The sequence below is a fragment of the Vibrio sp. VB16 genome, from assembly GCF_015594925.2.
GTDB lineage: Bacteria > Pseudomonadota > Gammaproteobacteria > Enterobacterales > Vibrionaceae > Vibrio.
Genome location: NZ_CP087590.1, coordinates 1,064,609 through 1,083,670 on the forward strand (window position 1 = coordinate 1,064,609; position 19,062 = coordinate 1,083,670).

The window sequence follows — 19,062 nt, forward strand, 5'->3', positions numbered from 1 at the left end:
TTTCCAATATTTTTGGTTTAATCTTAAATCAAAGGTTAAATAATTGTAAAGTTCAATACCAACAATATTAAAAGGGTTTTTATGATAAGTAAGTTGAAGCTTAATACTCAGCTGTATGTCTCTTTTGGTCTTATATTATTGCTATTATCAGTTATATCTATAGCGTCATATGTAGGATTCAATAGGACGCATGATGGTTTTGTTGAGTATAGAGGGTTAGCAAGAGATACAAACCTTGTGGGACGCGTTCAAGCCAACATGTTGACTATGAGATTGTCAGTTCTTAGCTATATTAATACGCAGTCTGGTGAGTCTGTTACACAATACAACGAACGTCGTAACAAGATGAAAGAATTCTTAGATGAGGCTCAAAAGGAGATTCAGCAACCAGAAAGAGCAGCTGCTGTGAGTAACATAGTTTCTGAGATTAAGGACTATGAAGAAGGATTTGAACAGGTTCGTAGCCTTTTCAATCAAAGAAATCAGATAGTTGAAGAAGAGCTTGATCCTAATGGTTTGGAAATGCGAGAGGCATTGTCAAGTATTATTGTATCGGCATATGAGGACAAGGATAACGAGGCTGCATTTCTAGCGGCACAGCTTCAAGAGCACTTATTGCTTGCTCGCCTATATGTGAATAAATTTTTAGTCTCCAACAATTCTGAAGATGCAGAAAGAGCAAAGAGTGAGTTATCGGAAAAAATGCCTTTATTTTTAGAAGAGTTGGAGAAAAGATTAAATAATAAAACTAGAATAGATCTACTAGAGAAAATAAATAAAGGACATGCTTTGTATGTGGAGGCGTTCAATAGTATAGAATTAGTTATAACGCAAAGAAATAACCATATTAAAAATACCTTAAATACAATAGGGCCTCGCGTTGCGCAGGAAATTGAAAAAGTAAAACTATCGGTTAAAAAAGATCAAGACACATTAGGGCCCAAAGTTCAAAGCGATACTGAAACTGGGTTGACTATTATTATAGTCGTTGCCTTAATAGCGGTTGCTTTAGGCGTTATTATCTCAGTTGTCATGCCTAGAATAATAAAGAAACCTATTGGTGGAGAACCCAAAGAGATAGAAGCACTTGTAAATATTATTGCTAATGGTGATTTAACCAACGTTCCTAAATTGGATGATAATAGTGTGGGTGTCTATCGCTCTACATTGGTAATGGCAAATAATTTTAAGGAAATTATTTTTGATATTAATCAATCTTCTAACCAACTACTTGATTTATCTAACCAGTTAGGGAGTTCATCGACTAAAGTAGATAACGCTTCAAAATCTCAGATGATGCAATTAGAACAAGTAGCTACAGCGATGAATGAAATGACGGCAACCGTTTCTGAAGTAGCTCAAAACGCGGTTGAAGCATCAAACTCATCGAATGACGCAAGCGACAAGTCAGGGAGAGGCTTGCACGTGGTAAGTGAAATGAATAAAGATATAAATCAGTTGGTCAGTGATATTAGTCGCGTCCATTCTGCGATCACCAACGTGCAAAATGAAACAAAAAATGTTGGTGGGATATTGGATGTTATTCGAGGGATAGCCGATCAAACAAACCTATTGGCTTTGAACGCCGCTATTGAGGCTGCGAGAGCTGGTGAGCATGGTAGAGGCTTTGCCGTTGTGGCTGATGAAGTTCGTACTCTGGCAACAAAAACACAAGAAAGTACTAATGAAATACAATCGATGATACAGGTGCTTCAAGAGCAGGCCTCTCAATCCGTGAGCTTAATGAGTGAAAACTCGAGAAGTGCAGAACTGACGCTAAGCAAATCGGATGAAGCGAGTAGTGCCCTTGTATTGATTGAACGCGAAATTCGTACTATTCAAGATATGAACAATCAAATTGCAACAGCAGCAGAAGAACAGTCGAGTGTCGCAGCAGAGATCAATGAAAATGTCGTGAATGTTAATGACTTAGCGGCAAGCACAGCTGACGATGTTCAAGAGAACGTGAGAACAGCGGATTCCTTACAAGTTATGGCGAATCGCCTAAGTGATGCGATAAGTATGTTTAAAGTATAAAAAGGACATCAATGGCTACTTTTTGAATATATTGGTAGGGGTTCGAATGGATAATCTTAGGGATAGAATTAAATGGCACGTATTCGCTTTTGTTCTTTATTATTTCTTAGCGAGCCTTTCAATATTATTAACGAGAGATAGCCATTCTATTGCATTGATTTGGTACCCGAATGTCGTTTATGGCCTTTTATTAACGACACAACCTGTTAAGAATTGGGGCTCACTTTCAATTACGTTAGTCCTAGCAAATTTGTTCGCGAATTTACCACATTCTTTTAGCTTTATTCAGACGATGGCCTACCTTCCTTCTAACATAATAGAGGTTATGTTAGTTGCTTATTTATGTAAGTATCATTGTAATATCACCAAGGCACTTGAATCGAGGCATGAATTCTTAAAAGTTATAATCTACGTGTGTTTTATTCCGCCAACAATAGGTGCAATAGTCAGTTCTTTCGTTTTTTCCCTAATGGGGCAATTTAGTATTCCTTCACTTTGGTTTCATTGGACCATAAGTAGTATGTTGGGAAGTGTGAGCATTCTACCAATATCATTGTGCCTAATGGCTTTTGATAGGAAAAAGATACTTGAGTTATCATTGACACCAACTTCTTTATTATATTTCGCTATTTCAATTATTGTGACATATGCCGCGAGTAGATACTCTACCGAGCCATTTGTCATTGTGCTCATATTACTTATCCTTGTCGCGTCTAAGTCATTTTTCAGGCTCTCATTTACCATATTTAATCTGAGTTTACTCATACCCGTCTTGATCTATTTCGAACAGTTTCCGTATTCAAAAAGTAATGATCTGGTTTATCTTTATGGTTATCTTTTGATGATTATTCTCTGTTCCTTGCTTTACTCAATCACATTGAGGAAAGCAAGAATTGATAATAGAACATTAGAAAGTGTTTCGTTTAAAGCAACGCAGTTGTATGAAAAAACACCCGCAGCGATGCACTCAATCAATAATCAAGGTGTGATCGTTGCCGTCAGTGATAAATGGTTGGAGTTATTTGGTTATAGAAGGGATGAAGTCATCGGAAAAAAATCCATTGATTTTTTGACTACAGCTTCTGCTGAGATAGCAACCCACGAATCCTTGCCACAATTTTTCAAAACAGGACGAGCTGATAAGGTTAATTATGAGATGGTTAGATCGGACAATAGAACATTAGATATCGAATTATCTGCGGTACTCATTAAAGATGAATCTGAGAGTCGGGCTTACTCGGTGTTATATGACGTATCTAAGGAGAAAATTTTAACGAAGCAGCTGTATGAAGAAAAAGAGTTACTAGAAATTACACTTCAGTCCATGGGCGACGGGATGATCGCGACGGACGAGCATGGAGATATTACGTATCTGAATCCGGTTGCTGAGTTGCTAACTGGAGTGATGTTTGCGGATGCAAAAGGTAAACCATTTGAAGATATAGTTCATCTCTATGCTGACAGTTCTGGTAAGTCTTTATACAATCCAGCGGAGTTAGCGATTGAAAACAATTGTCGTATGGGGATCCCAGAGACCGCCTATTTGAAAAGCACGACTGGAGACAAGTTTCTGATTCAAGATTCCGTTTCACCGATAATTGATAAACAAGGGAATGTTCGTGGCGCGGTAATGGTCTTTCAAGATGTCACCGAAACGCGGGCAATATCTGAAAGAATGTCCTATCTCGCGCAACACGATATGCTCACAGATTTACCAAACCGAGTGCTATTAATGGATCGGTTAACCATAGCATGTGCGAATTACAACAGACATAAAATTGGCTTTTCTCTACTGTTTTTGGATTTAGATAACTTTAAGACTATCAACGACTCCTTAGGACATAGCTTTGGTGATGATGTACTAAAATGCATTGCCAAAAGAATCAAATCAGTCACTAGAGAAACCGATACTGTTTCACGAATAGGTGGTGATGAGTTCGTCATTATTTTGGAAGGTGACCTTAATTTGGTTCAACTATCAAAATGGTGTACTGAATTTTTGGTGAGCATAGCGACCCCTATAATAGTAAGGGACCGTGAGTTTAGAATAACGGGGAGCGTGGGTGTCTCATCGTGCCCACGAGATGCGAAAGATCCTGAAACGTTGCTCCGTAGAGCAGATGTTGCAATGTATCGAGCCAAAAATCTTGGACGCAACGCGTACAGTCTTTATTCTCGAAAATTAGAAATAGAGTTGAATGAACGACTGCATTTAGAGCAAAAACTTAGATATGCGGTAGAGCATAAAGAGATTGTTTTTTTCTATCAACCAATTGTTGAAGCGAGTAATCAACGCGTCGTTTATGCTGAAGGGTTGTGCCGCTGGATCTCATCAGACGGTGTCATGACACCTCCTAACAAATTTATCCCGATTGCAGAAGAGACACAAATCATTGTTGATATTGGCTATATGTTGTTGCGGCAGGCGTGTCAATCGATGTCTTTGTTGTCTGGTGTTTTTGGAAAGCTATCTATTAATATTAGTGCCGTTCAACTATCCAAACCTAACTTTGTTGAAAATTCAATTAGTATCATGCGAGAAGAGGGAGTGAAACCAGATAAATTTATCTTTGAAATTACAGAGACAAGTTTGATGCTAAACCCCGACGAAAGTTTGAAAGTGTTAAGTCGTTTAAAAAAGTTTGGTATTTTGATCGCGATAGACGATTTTGGTACAGGCTACTCGAGTCTGAGTTATTTAAAGCATTTTCCAGTTGATATTCTAAAAATTGATAAAGCATTTGTGGACGATATAGAGTTTAATCATCAGGATAGAACCTTTATTGAAGCGATAATCAAAATGGCTCGAACTCTTGATATTTTGGTGGTTGCAGAAGGTGTCGAAACGCGTGAGCAGGCGGATGCTTTATTTGAAATGGGGTGTAATTTTCTTCAAGGATATTATTTTTCAAAGCCAAAACCTTTAGAGCAAGTTATTGAAAGTAATGATTCCCTTGAAAACGTAGTAGCTATTAATAGAAAGCAATAAGGCGTTCCTCTTCACTTCTTTCATCACTTATAAATGTGACGTTGGGTAGGTGTTGTCAATGGTGGTTGGTTTGAATGCGGAAAAGGTGATACTTTTCATTATACATTAGAGAGTATTCAAGCACGGGAAGTTGCTTACCTTGTTAGTAGTAAGCAGAGTGCGTTGTTTGATATATACTAACTGCACGATTTAGTGTGAACGATGGGAATCCTATGTCGAAAATAGTTAAGATAAAAAACGAAGATAAATTGCTCAAAAAAGCTCTGGAAGTTGGTAGTAAGATTGCCGAAATGCAGGGATACGAACTCACTAGCCCAAGTGCATCACAATCAATTAAAATTAAAGCGCTTTACTTGTTCTTAGTTAAAGTGCGCCAGATTACGCCTCTCCCTGCCGACAAATTAGATGGGCAAAATATTAAAAAGCGAATAGCACTGTGGATGCATAATGCGTTACCTGAAGAAGACCCCCTGAAATAATCTTAGAATAACCCAAATCAACGTGTGGTTGATTTGGGTGTAGCAATATCAATTAACGATGGATTAAGTTTCTAATCTTGCTGCATTTAATATGACTTTCACTCGACCGACATCCCCACTTTCTAAACGAACTTTAATGCCATGAGAGTGGTTTGGTGATTTGGTTAGGAGATCCTTCACAATCCCAGAGGTCAGTGTACCGCTACGTTGATCTTTTTTAAGTACAATTTGCACCTCTAACCCTGGATGTATATTGGCGCGTTTAGTCCCACTCATTGTCTCTACCTTAATGTATCAATTTTGCTTGAAGATACACTTAAATAGAGAGGTAGTCGAACCGGCTTAGGCCTTTAGTCTGAGATTGGATTGACAACTTCGATTATCGAATACGTCAGTTTCCATTTGTCTCCTAGCATAAATCTCGTGCAGGGTAACAACTTATTGATGTTCGTCCAGTATTGGATAATCAATGTAGCCCAGTTCGTTGCCTCCAAATAAAGTTGCCGCATTCAGATCGGCGAGTTCATCTCCGTTCTTTAAGCGCGAGATGAGATCTGGATTCGAAACGAATGGACGACCGAAGGCAATAAGATCAGCGTAGCCTTTATCAAGCATTTCATCTGCACGTTCTTGTGTATAACTACCCGCAACAATAATGGTGTTAATAAAGTTTTCCCGCAATTCTATGCGGAAGCTTTCAGGAATGACGGGTGCATCATCCCAATCCGCTTCTGATAAATGCAGGTAAGCAATATCACGTGCTTGTAGCTCTTTCGACACCTCTAAGATTGTCGGCACGATGTCTGGGCAATCCATATCTTTAAATGTAATGAAGGGTGCAAGTCGAACACCGATTTTGTCTGCGCCAATCGCATCAATTACGGCGTCAACAACGTCAAGAAGAAATCGAATTCGATTCGTTCGGGTGCCGCCATAATTGTCGGTGCGTTTGTTTGAGTTTGTACGAAGGAATTGGTCGATAAGATAGCCATTACCACCATGAATTTCAACGCCATTGAAACCGGCTTCCACAGCACGTTGTGCAGAGTAGGCAAAGTCTTTAACTACTCGATCTATATCTGCTTTATTCATCTCACGTGGTTGGATACATTCAACCATATTGCCGTTGCCTTCTATATCGGAAATCCAAACCTTTGTCTCTACTGGGGCCAAGGCAGACGGCGCGATAGGTCGTTCTCCTTTTTGAAATGTTGGGTGAGAAACGCGGCCTACATGCCATAGCTGACAGAACATTGCCGCTCCTTGTTCTTGTGCTGCTTTTGTTACCCGTTGCCAACCATTCACTTGGTCATCAGTATAAACGCCAGGTGTAAATGAGTAACCTTGTGAGTCGTCTGAAATTTGAGTCGCTTCAGAAATGATCAACCCTGCGGTAGCACGTTGTTCGTAATATGTGGCCATCATTTCATTTGGAATATTCCCCGGTTGACTAGATCGGGCCCGCGTCATCGGAGCCATCACGACACAGTTTTGTAGGTCCAAGCTCTTTAGGGTTGTGTTCTGGAATAATTTGCTCATGTCGTTCTCTTTTATTGAATAATTAAATACAAATTGTTTCTCATAAACTCACAATTTGTGCTGTTACTTCCTTAATTATTCTTATTATAATCATTCGTTTCATTTTGATAATTGAGTAAAATGTAAAATTATAATTCGATTTAACCGAATAATGGAGGCGAAGGTGGATAAATTTTCTGATATGGAAATGTTCGTGAGTATCGTTAAACATCAAGGGTTAGCGGTTGCTGGACGAGATCTTGGTCTTTCTCCAGCTACAATGACGGCAAGACTTCAGGCGCTCGAAGAACGGTATGGTGTAAAGTTTCTTAATCGGAGCACAAGGCATTTGTCGTTAACGGACGAGGGAGCGCTTTATCATAAGGCGTGCCTAGAAATACTCGATAGTGTCGGTGATGTAGAGAATCTTATACAAAACGGCGTTAATGATGTTAAAGGTCCATTAAAAATAGTTGCGCCGAAGGACATTGGAAAGCAATATATTTTGAAAATATTGTCTGAGTTTTCGGAAAAGTACCCGGAGGTCGTGCCATACCTGTACTTGAGTGACCATATATCAAATATTGCAGAATCTGGTATCGATATTGTGATTCGTTATGGTGAGCTTGATGACAGTAGCCTCATATCCAGAAGGCTATCGCCAAGCCAAAGAGTTCTGTGCGCATCACCAGCCTATCTCACGAAATACGGGACCCCCATAAAACCACAAGATCTGACGGGTCATGACTGTCTAGCTATGGTTCGCAATGGAGAGGAATTGAAGACATGGCACTTCCGGGAGCAAAACGCAAAGGAGTCAATAACAGTGGTTGCGAAGAGATTCTCAGATGATGGTGAGGTTATTAGACAATGGGCATTGGATGGTGCGGGGATAGCACTCAAATCATTATTAGATGTGCAAGATGATATTAACAATCAACGTCTTGTTGTCGTACTCGATGGGTATATGACGAACTTTAACGCATCTACTTTGGCGTCAAGTGCAGACTTGCATGTTGTGTATGTTAGCAAAAAATATCAACCAAAACGGATCAGGCTATTCTTGGATTTTCTTTTTGAAAGATTTAGTGAGTTAGTGTAGTGGTGCGATGGATGTGGCTACAGGTAATGGTATATATCATTGAGTACGCCTTAGCGTGAAGTATTTCTGACTTATTTACATTGCTCTCGCCGAAACGCGGCAGGTGTTATTCCAACGCGTAATTTGAATTGCTGGGATAGGTGTTGCTGTGATGAAAAACCACATGCGAATGCGACATCGGTTAAAGACATCGCCTGACGAGAAAGTAATTGTTTAGACAACACAATACGGCGAGATAGAACATATTGATGTGGGGAACACCCAAAGCTTATTTTGAACATTCTAGCGAAATGAAAATCACTTAAATGAGTGAGTTTAGCCAGTTCATTTAATGTGAAAGAGTGAGACACATTTTCTTCAATAAAATCTATTGCTCGTTGTTGATTGATAGGCGATAAGCCACTGGTGCTGAGTGGTGTTTTTATTGGCTGGTGGCAATGCTGACGAACGAGATGAAGCAGCAATACTTGTTGTAAATGAGACACCATCAGTTTATCTGTTGGACTTTCCCAATTAAGTTTTAGCATGGACTCTCGAATAAGCTGATTAGTAAATGGGTCATCAACATAGGTAAGTTCTTTTAATTCTATATGACGACCTTCTTTATCGAATACCTGTTCAGAAAAATTATGTAGATGATCTTGTTCAAAATAGAAATGAAAAAAACGAAAAGGATCGGAAAACGACCAACTAGACCGGTGACCTTTCGGCATTAAACACAACTTATTCGCCCCTCCAAATGCGTTACCTGATCTCATAATTCGTTGGGTATTTTGACCGCCTTCCAAATAGTAGCTCAATGTATGGTGGTCAGGCTTGTCATAGCTCGCCCTGCCATGGCTATTACTCCAAACAGCAGAACCCATACCGTTGTCCTGCCATAATTCCTTATGTAAAGTAGCCGTATTGTTTGTCAACACGTTGAATACTTGTTTGCTTTTTGGCCTTAGAGGCAATCCTTTGTACATCGACACTCCTTAATTAATCTGTAATTTAATATACAGGTTGGGGCTCTTTATAAAAACAGAGGAAAAAAGAAAACCGCAAGAATCTATAAAAACAGCAGGAATATAAACGCACACCGGGCTTCAGACCGATACTATGAAACGATACGACAATAATTTGACGAAGGTGAGTAAGACGATGAACAGTATTCTATACACGATAACGGTCTTTATATGGGGGTCGACCTGGCTTGCTATTTCGTATCAACTTGGTGATACACCTGTTGTGGTGTCTGTGGGTTGGAGGTTTGGTCTTGCTTCAATCGTGTTATTTACCATTTTGATTTTTCGTAATGCATTACCGAAACTGTCTATAGAAAACCATAAGACCGCAGCGTTACTTGGTCTCTGTTTATTTTCAAACAACTTTCTTTGTTTTTACGCTGCAACACAATATCTACCTAGTGGTTTGAATGCTGTTGTGTTCTCACTCGCGCCCATTTTGAATGCTCTTAATCTCTGGGTTTTGGAAAAACATCGCCCATCAGGCCCGTTTTTACAAGGTGCATTGATGGGCTTTATTGGCGTTGTCCTTCTTTTTGTGTCTCAATTTTTAGGTACTGAGATGGACTGGACTATTTTGTTAGGTTTGCTTCTTAGCTTTTTAGGGACGTGTTTGTTTTCAGTAGGCAATATGGTCTCTGCTCGAGCTCAAAAAAAGAAGATGCCACTGTTACCAACTACCGCATGGGCTATGGGCTACGGTTCAGTGTATCTATTTGTTATCGCTCTAATGTTCGGATTACCTCTGGGTATTACTATGACACCAATGTATCTTTCGGCACTGGTTTACCTCGCCATCATTGGGTCTGTCATTGGGTTTAATACTTATCTTGCTTTGGTGGGGAGGATAGGTGCAGCGAAAGCCGCCTATTGCACGGTTCTATTTCCTCTCGTTGCACTATCATTATCTACACTATTTGAAAGCTATGAGTGGACATGGCTATCGGCACTTGGCGTCACCTTGGTGTTAGCGGGTAATCTACGTGTGTTTGGAATTCCTGAGCCAATTAAACGTTGGTACAATGCTATTCTTGCCTGAAAGTCCGTGTTTTAGCGTGTCTCTCAGTATTGATAACGGAGCTTAGAATTCGGGTTGATAAAAACTATTCTTTATGAATATAGTTTATAAATGATGACTAAATGCTACGGCTTCAATCGGTGTTGAGGCACAATATGGAGGGTGTATGACCAAGAATAATAAAATGGGTCTGGGTATTGCACTTGGCGCTGGATTAGGCGTTATATTTGGTGAATTTCTGTTTGATAATGATGGTATGGGAATCTCTATAGGCGCTTTCATCGGTATTCTATTGGCCGCTATACTGCCCAGTACATCCAGAACAGACAAGAAAAAATAATGAAGTACGCTATAACATAACAAGAGTCAGTTAGAATATGATGAAACTTATCCAATTGAATAGATTTCAAATGAGGGTTGGGGTCTGCTACTTTTGCCGTGCAGCAGTTGTCCCAAATCGCATTTGACTCTGGCTTAGTTAAGACGGTTGTTGCATCGATTTCCTCAGACAACAAAGCGTCGTTAAGTGTGGTTCGAAAAAATGGTTTTTCATATAAAGAATTGATAATCGACGAAGAAGGTGAAGAACTTGAATTGTGGCAATTGGACATTATGCTTGAAGCTAAATTAAAGCAATGTCTTTAGCCAGAGAAGAGTAAAGGATATAAGGGAATGAGAGAAAAATGATTCGTCATCTAATGCTGGTGGAAATGAAACCAGAAGCCACGACCAATGAAATTGAGATAGCAAAGCAGGCTTTTATCGATATTCCGACTAAGATTGCAGGAATTGAGGCGGTAGAGTGGGGTACGAATAATAGTCCAGAAGGTAAAAATAAGGCCTACGATTTAGCGATCGTGATGACATTTACGGACGATAGTGCTCGTAATATTTATCTGACTCACCGAGAGCACGATGCCCTCAAGGTCCATTTTAAGAAGATAATCCAAGATATTGTTGTTCTGGACTATACGGTGTATTAAGTCACCAATTTACTTAGCTTGATATATGTTTGTGGCCAAATAAGATACGGCGCACTAATTGCGTAACGAAAAAAGAGGTAGTCCGGAAATGGGCTACCTCTTTCTACGAGTAGTTAAATTTAACTGGCTAATCAATGTCAATTAACCAGTGATGGTATTACATCACACGCATGCCTGGTAGAGCACCTTCATGCGGCTCTAATATCCAAAGGTCATTTCCACCCGGCCCGGCGGCTAAAACCATGCCTTCCGACATACCGAATTTCATCTTACGTGGTTTTAGGTTCGCCACCATAACGGTATGTTTTCCGATTAGATCTTCAGGCTTATAAGCCGATTTGATACCGGCGAATACTTGACGCGTCTCACCACCAATATCAAGCTCAAGCTTGAGCAATTTGTTGGCTTTAGGTACGGCTTCGCAAGACACTATTTTAGCGATTCGTAGATCAACTTTAGCAAAGTCATCAAATTCTATTTCATCGGCGACGGGGTCTTTGCTCAGCTCGGTCTCAGGTGCGGCTGCTTTTTCTTTCGCTGCTTGTTCTGCGGCCGCGTCTTCTTTTGACGCCTCAGTCATTGCTTCAACATTTTTAGGGTCGATACGATTGAATAAGGCTTTAAATTTCGTGATGTCATGGTCAACAAGAGGTTCAGCCATGCCATCCCAAGTAAGTTCTTGGTTTAAGAACGCCTCTGTTCTTGCGGCTAGATCCGGCATCACAGGTTTGAGATACGTAATAAGCACGCGGAATAGGTTAATACCAACAGAACAGATATCTTGCAGTTCTTGGTCTTGACCTTCCGTTTTAGCCACGACCCACGGGGCTTTTTCGTCCACATATTGATTGGCTTTATCCGCTAGCGCCGTTATTTCTCGAATAGCACGACTAAACTCACGCGATTCATATAACCCAGCAATTTTCTCAGCAGCAGCGACAAATTCAGCATACAATTCAGGTTCTGCAAATTGAGCGGACAACTTCCCTTCAAATCGCTTGGTAATAAAGCCTGCATTTCGTGACGCTAGATTGACAATCTTATTGACGACATCTGCGTTAACTCGTTGTGTGAAATCTTCTAGGTTAAGGTCTAGATCATCAATACGATTATTTAATTTAGCGGCATAATAATAACGTAAACATTCAGGGTCTAAGTGCTTCAGGTAAGTTGCTGCTTTAATAAACGTCCCTTTCGACTTGGACATTTTTGCCCCATTAACCGTGACATAACCGTGTACGAATACATTATTCGGTTTACGGAACCCTGCTCCGTCTAGCATCGCAGGCCAGAAAAGGCTATGGAAATAGACGATGTCTTTACCGATAAAGTGATAAAGCTCGGTAGTGCTATCTTCGGCCCAATATTCATCAAAGTTAAGGTCATCTCTTTTGTTACACAGATTCTTAAATGAACCCATATAACCGATTGGAGCATCAAGCCAGACATAGAAAAACTTGTTCTTTTCACCTGGGATTTCAAATCCAAAATAAGGAGCATCGCGAGAGATATCCCACTGTTTCAGTCCAGATTCAAACCATTCTTGCATTTTATTGGCAGTTTCAGTTTGAAGAGAGCCAGAACGCGTCCACGTTTTAAGCATGCTTTCAAATTGTGGCAGGTCAAAAAAGAAGTGTTCAGAATCTTTCATCACTGGCGTCGCACCAGAGACCGCTGATTTCGGGTCTATCAAATCTGTTGGGCTGTAAGTCTCACCACAGTTATCGCAGTTGTCGCCATATTGGTCTTCAGATTTACACTTCGGACAGGTTCCCTTTACGAAACGGTCTGGCAGAAACATCTCTTTTTCAGGGTCAAATAACTGAGAAATAGTTCGGCTAGAAATGAAGCCACTCTCTTTAAGTCGAGTGTATATCAACCCTGCTAACTCGCGGTTCTCATCGCTATGAGTACTGTGATAATTGTCAAAGCTAATATCAAAGCCAGCAAAATCTTTTTGATGCTCTTCACTTACAGCAGCGATCATTTCTTCTGGTGATATTCCCATCTGCTGCGCTTTTAGCATGATTGGTGTGCCATGAGCATCGTCCGCACAGATGAAGTTTACTGTGTTGCCTCGTAGCCTTTGGTATCGAACCCAGATATCTGCTTGGATATGCTCAAGCATATGACCAAGATGGATTGAACCGTTAGCGTACGGAAGGGCACAAGTTACCAAAAGTTTTCTTGGATCAGTTGCCATACTTAATAATTCACTTTAATTAGGAGATAAAAATCAGGTTGTAATACTACCTTATACAAGGCTTTACTCCAAGAATGTAAACATTTATTCCACGAAGTTTTTGGGGTTTAGCTGTGGAGGTTCGAGTGTTAGCATGTAAGAAATGAATAAAATTCAATTCGATATCCAAATAGAACGAATAATTTGTTTGTCATGATGGGTATTACTAGGAGCAAATGCATGTCTATATTCGATTCAAAAGAAGAACTTGTCGGCTGGCTAAATCAATTTCAGCATCCTCTGCTCATCGAACGTTGGGCCGAAGACTCATCCATTGTAAAGCGGCTAAAAAATGGCAGCGTGAGCATAGAATTACCATTTTATTCATTGGATTTACATCGTTCACTCATTCGTTGGGTTGAGAACCAAGATGTTGATGCACAAAGAGTGTCCGTTTCTATTAATGTTGCAGCATTGGAAACAGTGGTTAATTCGGAACTTTCTAACATAAAGAACATCATCGCCGTCACCTCAGCGAAAGGAGGTGTCGGTAAATCAACGACGGCGGTAAACCTCGCGTTGGCTTTAAGTACTCAAGGCGCCCAAGTGGGTTTACTTGATGCTGATATCTACGGGCCATCGGTACCAATGATGCTTGGCAAAGAAGATGAGTCGCCGGAAGTGCGTGATAATCAATTTATGATCCCGATTGAGTCATGTGGTATTTACACCAATTCGATAGGCTATTTGGTTGATAAGGCAGAAGCGGCTATTTGGCGTGGACCAATGGCTTCTAAGGCGCTAGCGCAGTTGTTGAATGAGACCGATTGGCCACCATTAGACTATTTGGTGATTGATATGCCACCAGGCACGGGTGATGTGCAACTGACACTTTCCCAGAGCATCCCTGTAACCGGTGCTGTGATTGTTACCACACCACAAGATCTCGCGTTAGCCGATGTTCGTAAAGGGTTGGCAATGTTCGAGAAAGTCGATGTTCCTGTCATTGGGGTTATTGAGAATATGAGCTATCACATCTGTAGTCATTGTGGTGAAAAAGAGCACATATTCGGTCAAAATGGGGCAGTAAAAGTGGCGCAGGAGTTTGGTGCGAGTTTGTTGGCTCAAATTCCACTGCATATTTCGATGCGTGAAGATATCGATGCTGGTAAACCGACCGTTTATGCACGTCCGGATAGCGAACATGCCCAGATATACTTGCAATTGGCAGAAAAAATGGCGAGCAGTATGTATTGGTCGGGGAGTGCTAAACCAAAAAGCATCCCTTTTACAAATCTAAGTTAAATCGACGTTTGTAAAATATAATTGGGTAATTTTGATAGGTAGCTGTACGGTTTTGCTTCTTTATTATCGTATAGCTGCATTCTCTTGATACAAATCCTAGTATCTGGCCAGAGTAATCTCTATAATTATACGGTTTATTCCATTGTCCCAAGTGTAGATCATGTCTGAAAATAATAATTGCGTCATCGTAGGTATTGCTGGCGCGTCTGCGTCCGGAAAGAGTTTAATCGCAAGTACAATTTATAATGAATTGAAAGCCAAGGTCGGCGATCACCAAATTGGTGTTATAACAGAGGATTGCTACTACCAAGATCAAAGCGACTTGAGTATGGAGGATCGAGTAAAAACAAATTATGACCATCCGAATGCTCTCGATCATGACTTGCTGTGTGATCACTTAGAGGCGTTGATGAAAGGGGAAACGGTTGAGATCCCTGAGTATAGCTATACGGAGCATACTCGTGTAAAGCAAACAACAAAGTTTACCCCGAAAAAAGTAATTATTTTGGAAGGCATTTTGCTATTAACAGAACCAAGGTTACGTAGTTTAATGCATGCTTCTATCTTTATGGATACGCCACTAGACATATGCTTACTTCGACGAGTGACTCGCGATGTGCAAGAGCGTGGCAGAACGATGGAATCAGTTTTGAAACAATATCAAAAGACGGTTCGACCTATGTTTATGCAGTTTATTGAGCCATCGAAACAATATGCAGATATCATCGTTCCTCGTGGTGGAAAAAACAGAATCGCTATCGATGTATTGAAAGCTCATATTGGTAAATTATTGACTTCTTAATTTTAAGATAATGAGCAGTTAACAGGCTTATTGCACTAAATTAATAATATGTAGTTGAATAAATGGCACTTTATGTGCCATTTTCTGTCTTAAGAAAACAATATTATTATACCTATAATTTATTATTGCTAGGACGAGGCCGCTGCCTCATTTTTTTGCAAAGGAAAAGTGAATGAAAAAACTTCTATTTATTGTTGGCATCCCAGTTCTGATTATTATCTTGGCGATAGCCGCATTGCTTTTGTTCGTTAACCCTAATCAGTTTAAGCCACTGATTGTTGAACAGACTAAAAAACAAACAGGAATGGATCTTGTAATAGACGGAGATATCGATTGGCAGCTTTTTCCATCTTTAGGGTTAAGTTTGGGTAAAACAGAACTTAAGAACCCTGAAGGGTTCAAAAATGAAAACCTATTAAAAATTGAAGGTATTGGCGTCGATGTTTCCGTTATGCCTCTGTTCAGCAAAGAGCTATATATTGGGAATGTCTCTCTCGATGGTGCGGAAATCTATCTTGAAACGAAAAAAGATGGGGCGAGTAACCTTGATGCGCTAACACAGTCAAATAAAGCGGAACCTGTCGATTCCACGGCTTCATCCACTCCAACAGAACCTGCGCCTTCGGTGTCATCAGAGCCACAAAAGTCGTGGACAATCAACCTTGCGGGTGTATCTGTCACTAATGCACTGCTTGAAATACAAGATGACTCTACAGGTTCTTATACCAAGCTATATGATGTGGGTTTAACGGTATCTGAATTCGCTTTTGGACAATGGACAACGGCTACATTCGCAGCGAAAGGCAAGAATAATCAGCAAAGCTTCTCAGCTGAAGGGCAAGCAGAACTTAATCTTTTGCAAGACCTTGCGACATACGAATTACGAAATATAGTATTAGATTCTACTTTTAGTGATCCTTCGACGACGATTTCAGAGGCTAAAATTGAACTGAGTACATTTGCCTTCGATAAAGAAAATCCACTTTCGATTAGCGTGAAGGGTCGTGCTGCTGATTTAGATATTGATCTGAAACTGACCTCTGCTCTGTTTATTGATAAAGAGATTAGTCAGGTACTACTTAAAAATATGGACTTGAATTCAACTTTCGTCGGCGACACTTTACCTCAGTCTCCAATGAAGATAACGGGTAAGTCTGAGTTTGGTTTCGATATAAAGCAGTCACTTATATCTCTTGATCTACAGAAGCTAAACTTAAATGCGATTCAATTGGACGGAAAAAGTACCGTTAAGTTAACGGATATCCCACAGGTTCGGTTTAATCTGCATAGCCCTAATATAGATTTAGACGAGTTTTTAGGCTTGAACAAGCCATCACCAACAGAACAACCTGTAACTGAAAAGGCGACAACAACCGGAACGTCAACCGCTTCAACATCCAGTGGGGTGCAAAAGGAAGTTGAACCAGATTTGAATGCCCTTAAGACTTTAGACGTGAAGGGTAAAATTACCATCGACAGGTTTAAAGCGAGCAATGCCAAGATGCAGGCTGTTGTGACAAGCTTTACGGTTAATCGTGGCGTCGCGGACCTTAACTCGTTTACTTCAAACCTATATCAGGGTTCGATAAAGGCTTCTGCTCAGTTAGATGCACGAAAAACACCAGCAAGTTACTGGGCTAAAAAGCAGATCAAAGGCGTTAAGGTTCAATCTTTACTTAAAGATGTGGCAGATAACGATATGTTAGAAGGCACGGGTAATATTGATGTGGACGTTAAGGGTAAAAGTTTAACACCAACAGGCATCAAGCAAAATCTTGCGGGTACTGTGAAAATCAATTTTGCTGATGGTGCGGTTAATGGCGTAAATGTAGCCCAACTTATCCGCGTTAACTATGCCAAGATCAAAGGCCAAAAGGTGGATGAGCCAGAGAAAGAAGAGAAGAAAACGGATTTTAGCGCGATGAAAGCAACGTTGAAGCTGAGCCAAGGTGTGATGACGACGAATGACCTCGCTATTTCATCGCCTCTACTGCGAATCCATGGTGAAGGGAACGCGAACTACATTAAAGAGACGATGGATTTCTTATTAAATACGTCTGTTGTGGGTAGCTTAAAAGGACAAGGCGGTAAGGATATTAATGACTTGAAAGACATTACAATTCCTGTTCGTGTTTACAATAAGTGGTTAGATCCTAAATATAAAATTGAGTTCGACCAGTTGTGGAAACAACTAGAATCTGAGAAAAAGAAAGAGCTAGAGAAAAAAGCAGAGAAAGAACTAAATCGCGTTCTAGGTGATAAGATAAAAGATGGTAAGACAAAAGATCTTGCTGATAAGTTGCTAAAAGGGTTGTTTAACTAACTCTCGATAGAAGGCAATTTGAAATGGTAATTTAGGTAAAAAGCCAACGATTGAGAATAATCATCAATCTGTTGGCTTTTTTATTATCTACCCTTAAAGGGTCAAACATTTGGTCGATGTTAACCAAACAGTAAAAAGACAGCAGGTTTACCAATCAACGCCACGTAACGCTTTTACGCCTGATTCAAAGGCGTGCTTTACGTTCTTAACCTCAGACACCGTGTCTGCAAGCTCTATCAATGAGCGATGGGCCGCTCTGCCTGTGATAACAACAGATTGCATTTTAGGTCGTGACTGGAGAGCGTCTAACACTTCATCAAGGTCGATGTAGCCATATGTCACCATGTAAGTGAGTTCATCGAATAGAATCACATCAATGGAATCATCTTTGAGCATGCGTTTACACTCTTGCCATACTCTTTGGGCGGCTATTGTGTCGGTTTCTTTATCTTGGGTATTCCAAGTAAACCCTGTTGCCATCACCTGAAATTCAACACCAAGTTTTTCGAGCAGATTTTTCTCGCCATTGTCCCATGTTCCTTTAATGAATTGAGCAACAGAACATGTTAAATCGTGCCCAACCGCGCGCGCGATAGTACCAAATCCAGCGGTGGTTTTACCTTTACCGTTTCCAGTAATAACTAACAGCAGTCCTTTCTCTATTTGAGCTTTTTCTATCTTTTCATCGATATGTTGCTTCACCTTTTCTTGGCGTGCTTTATATCGGTCATCTTTTGATTGATTAGAACTCATGGTATCCCTTTTAATTATGCTGAGTTAACGACTATGATAAAGGAATAAGGTCAACGGAAAAACCTTAATTTATGGAGGGTAGTATGAAGAAAATTCTCGTGGTCTGCATGGGTAATATATGTCGCTCCCCTACAGGTGAAGCCGTATTGAGGGCGACAGCCGAAAAGATGAATGTGTCAGTTGAAGTAGACTCTGCTGGAACACTTGATTTTCACTCGGGAGATAAACCTGATCATCGAGCTAGGACGGCTGGTGAGTTTAGGGGCTATTCGTTTGATAATATTGTCGCTCGCCAAGTGACAGAAGAAGATTTTGAATACTTTGATCTTATTTTGGCTGCCGATATGGATAATATGAATAACCTGCTTGGTATGTGCCCCACAGAATATACTCATAAGATCAGTCTGTTTCTCAGCCACTCTGAGTCTGAATACAATGAGATTCCAGACCCATTCTATGGTGGAGGAGGTGGTTTTGAGCTGGTGTTGGATTTAATCGAAGAAGCGAGCGAAGAGTTGTTGAAGAAGCTTTGATTAACAGATGGTTAATGTAAAAAAGCCCAGC

The 19,062-nt window shown here is 40.3% G+C and carries 17 protein-coding genes; 12 read left to right on the forward strand and 5 right to left on the reverse strand.

All coding sequences use genetic code 11. From position 1 onward, the window contains the following. Positions 1-81: 81 nt before the first annotated feature. The 3 genes from IUZ65_RS05150 (at position 82) to IUZ65_RS05160 (ending at position 5,505) form a co-directional block, all read left to right on the forward strand. Complete coding sequence (locus IUZ65_RS05150; RefSeq protein WP_229637982.1) at positions 82-2,037, forward strand: methyl-accepting chemotaxis protein; 1,956 nt, start codon at positions 82-84, stop codon at positions 2,035-2,037. A gap of 46 nt (positions 2,038-2,083) precedes the next feature. Beyond that, positions 2,084-5,026, forward strand: coding sequence for an EAL domain-containing protein (locus IUZ65_RS05155; protein WP_195702725.1), 2,943 nt, complete (start codon positions 2,084-2,086; stop codon positions 5,024-5,026). Positions 5,027-5,238: 212 nt separating this feature from the next. After that, complete coding sequence (locus IUZ65_RS05160) at positions 5,239-5,505, forward strand: DUF5062 family protein (protein ID WP_195702726.1); 267 nt, start codon at positions 5,239-5,241, stop codon at positions 5,503-5,505. Between the two features lie 63 nt (positions 5,506-5,568). Here the strand turns inward: IUZ65_RS05160 and IUZ65_RS05165 are convergent, their stop codons facing one another. Both IUZ65_RS05165 and IUZ65_RS05170 read right to left on the reverse strand, forming a co-directional pair. Beyond that, positions 5,569-5,781 (reverse strand): YwbE family protein, encoded by a 213-nt coding sequence (locus IUZ65_RS05165; protein WP_195702727.1) that lies wholly within the window; start codon positions 5,779-5,781, stop codon positions 5,569-5,571. A gap of 162 nt (positions 5,782-5,943) precedes the next feature. After that, the gene (locus IUZ65_RS05170; RefSeq protein WP_195702728.1) at positions 5,944-7,044 is read right to left on the reverse strand and encodes an alkene reductase; all 1,101 of its coding nucleotides are present in this window, start codon (positions 7,042-7,044) and stop codon (positions 5,944-5,946) included. 163 nt (positions 7,045-7,207) lie between these two features. Here IUZ65_RS05170 and IUZ65_RS05175 point away from each other — a divergent pair, with 163 nt between their 5' ends. Then, complete coding sequence (locus tag IUZ65_RS05175) at positions 7,208-8,125, forward strand: LysR family transcriptional regulator (RefSeq protein WP_195702729.1); 918 nt, start codon at positions 7,208-7,210, stop codon at positions 8,123-8,125. A 71-nt stretch (positions 8,126-8,196) separates the two neighbouring features. Here the strand turns inward: IUZ65_RS05175 and IUZ65_RS05180 are convergent, their stop codons facing one another. Then, positions 8,197-9,093 (reverse strand): AraC family transcriptional regulator, encoded by an 897-nt coding sequence (locus IUZ65_RS05180; protein WP_195702730.1) that lies wholly within the window; start codon positions 9,091-9,093, stop codon positions 8,197-8,199. A 175-nt stretch (positions 9,094-9,268) separates the two neighbouring features. On the opposite strand from IUZ65_RS05180, the gene IUZ65_RS05185 reads away from it, so the two are divergent. The 4 genes from IUZ65_RS05185 (at position 9,269) to IUZ65_RS05200 (ending at position 11,133) form a co-directional block, all read left to right on the forward strand. Further along, on the forward strand, positions 9,269-10,171 hold the full coding sequence (locus IUZ65_RS05185) for a DMT family transporter (RefSeq protein WP_195702731.1): 903 nt from the start codon (positions 9,269-9,271) through the stop codon (positions 10,169-10,171). Positions 10,172-10,316: 145 nt separating this feature from the next. After that, positions 10,317-10,490 carry a hypothetical protein gene (locus IUZ65_RS05190; protein WP_195702732.1) on the forward strand — a complete coding sequence of 58 codons (174 nt, stop codon included), beginning with the start codon at positions 10,317-10,319 and terminating at the stop codon, positions 10,488-10,490. 107 nt (positions 10,491-10,597) lie between these two features. Next, positions 10,598-10,795 carry a GNAT family N-acetyltransferase gene (locus IUZ65_RS05195; protein WP_229637983.1) on the forward strand — a complete coding sequence of 66 codons (198 nt, stop codon included), beginning with the start codon at positions 10,598-10,600 and terminating at the stop codon, positions 10,793-10,795. 38 nt (positions 10,796-10,833) lie between these two features. Then, the gene (locus IUZ65_RS05200; RefSeq protein WP_195702734.1) at positions 10,834-11,133 is read left to right on the forward strand and encodes a Dabb family protein; all 300 of its coding nucleotides are present in this window, start codon (positions 10,834-10,836) and stop codon (positions 11,131-11,133) included. A gap of 157 nt (positions 11,134-11,290) precedes the next feature. On the opposite strand, the gene metG is transcribed toward IUZ65_RS05200, so the two are convergent. Continuing rightward, entirely contained in the window at positions 11,291-13,336 is a 2,046-nt protein-coding gene (metG, locus tag IUZ65_RS05205; RefSeq protein WP_195702735.1) for a methionine--tRNA ligase, read from the reverse strand. Between the two features lie 219 nt (positions 13,337-13,555). Between metG and apbC the strand changes: the two genes are divergently transcribed. The 3 genes from apbC to IUZ65_RS05220 all read left to right on the forward strand — a co-directional run bounded on the left by apbC (position 13,556) and on the right by IUZ65_RS05220 (position 17,745). Further along, positions 13,556-14,620, forward strand: coding sequence for an iron-sulfur cluster carrier protein ApbC (gene apbC, locus IUZ65_RS05210; protein WP_195702736.1), 1,065 nt, complete (start codon positions 13,556-13,558; stop codon positions 14,618-14,620). A 160-nt stretch (positions 14,621-14,780) separates the two neighbouring features. Beyond that, positions 14,781-15,422, forward strand: coding sequence for a uridine kinase (gene udk, locus IUZ65_RS05215; protein WP_195702737.1), 642 nt, complete (start codon positions 14,781-14,783; stop codon positions 15,420-15,422). 172 nt (positions 15,423-15,594) lie between these two features. Beyond that, positions 15,595-17,745, forward strand: coding sequence for an AsmA family protein (locus IUZ65_RS05220; protein WP_195702738.1), 2,151 nt, complete (start codon positions 15,595-15,597; stop codon positions 17,743-17,745). A gap of 147 nt (positions 17,746-17,892) precedes the next feature. Here IUZ65_RS05220 and cobO read toward each other — a convergent pair whose 3' ends face one another. Continuing rightward, on the reverse strand, positions 17,893-18,498 hold the full coding sequence (gene cobO, locus IUZ65_RS05225) for a cob(I)yrinic acid a,c-diamide adenosyltransferase (RefSeq protein ID WP_195702739.1): 606 nt from the start codon (positions 18,496-18,498) through the stop codon (positions 17,893-17,895). A gap of 83 nt (positions 18,499-18,581) precedes the next feature. Here cobO and IUZ65_RS05230 point away from each other — a divergent pair, with 83 nt between their 5' ends. After that, positions 18,582-19,031, forward strand: a complete 450-nt coding sequence (locus IUZ65_RS05230; protein ID WP_195702740.1) for a low molecular weight protein-tyrosine-phosphatase — start codon at positions 18,582-18,584, stop codon at positions 19,029-19,031. Positions 19,032-19,062 lie beyond the last annotated feature (31 nt).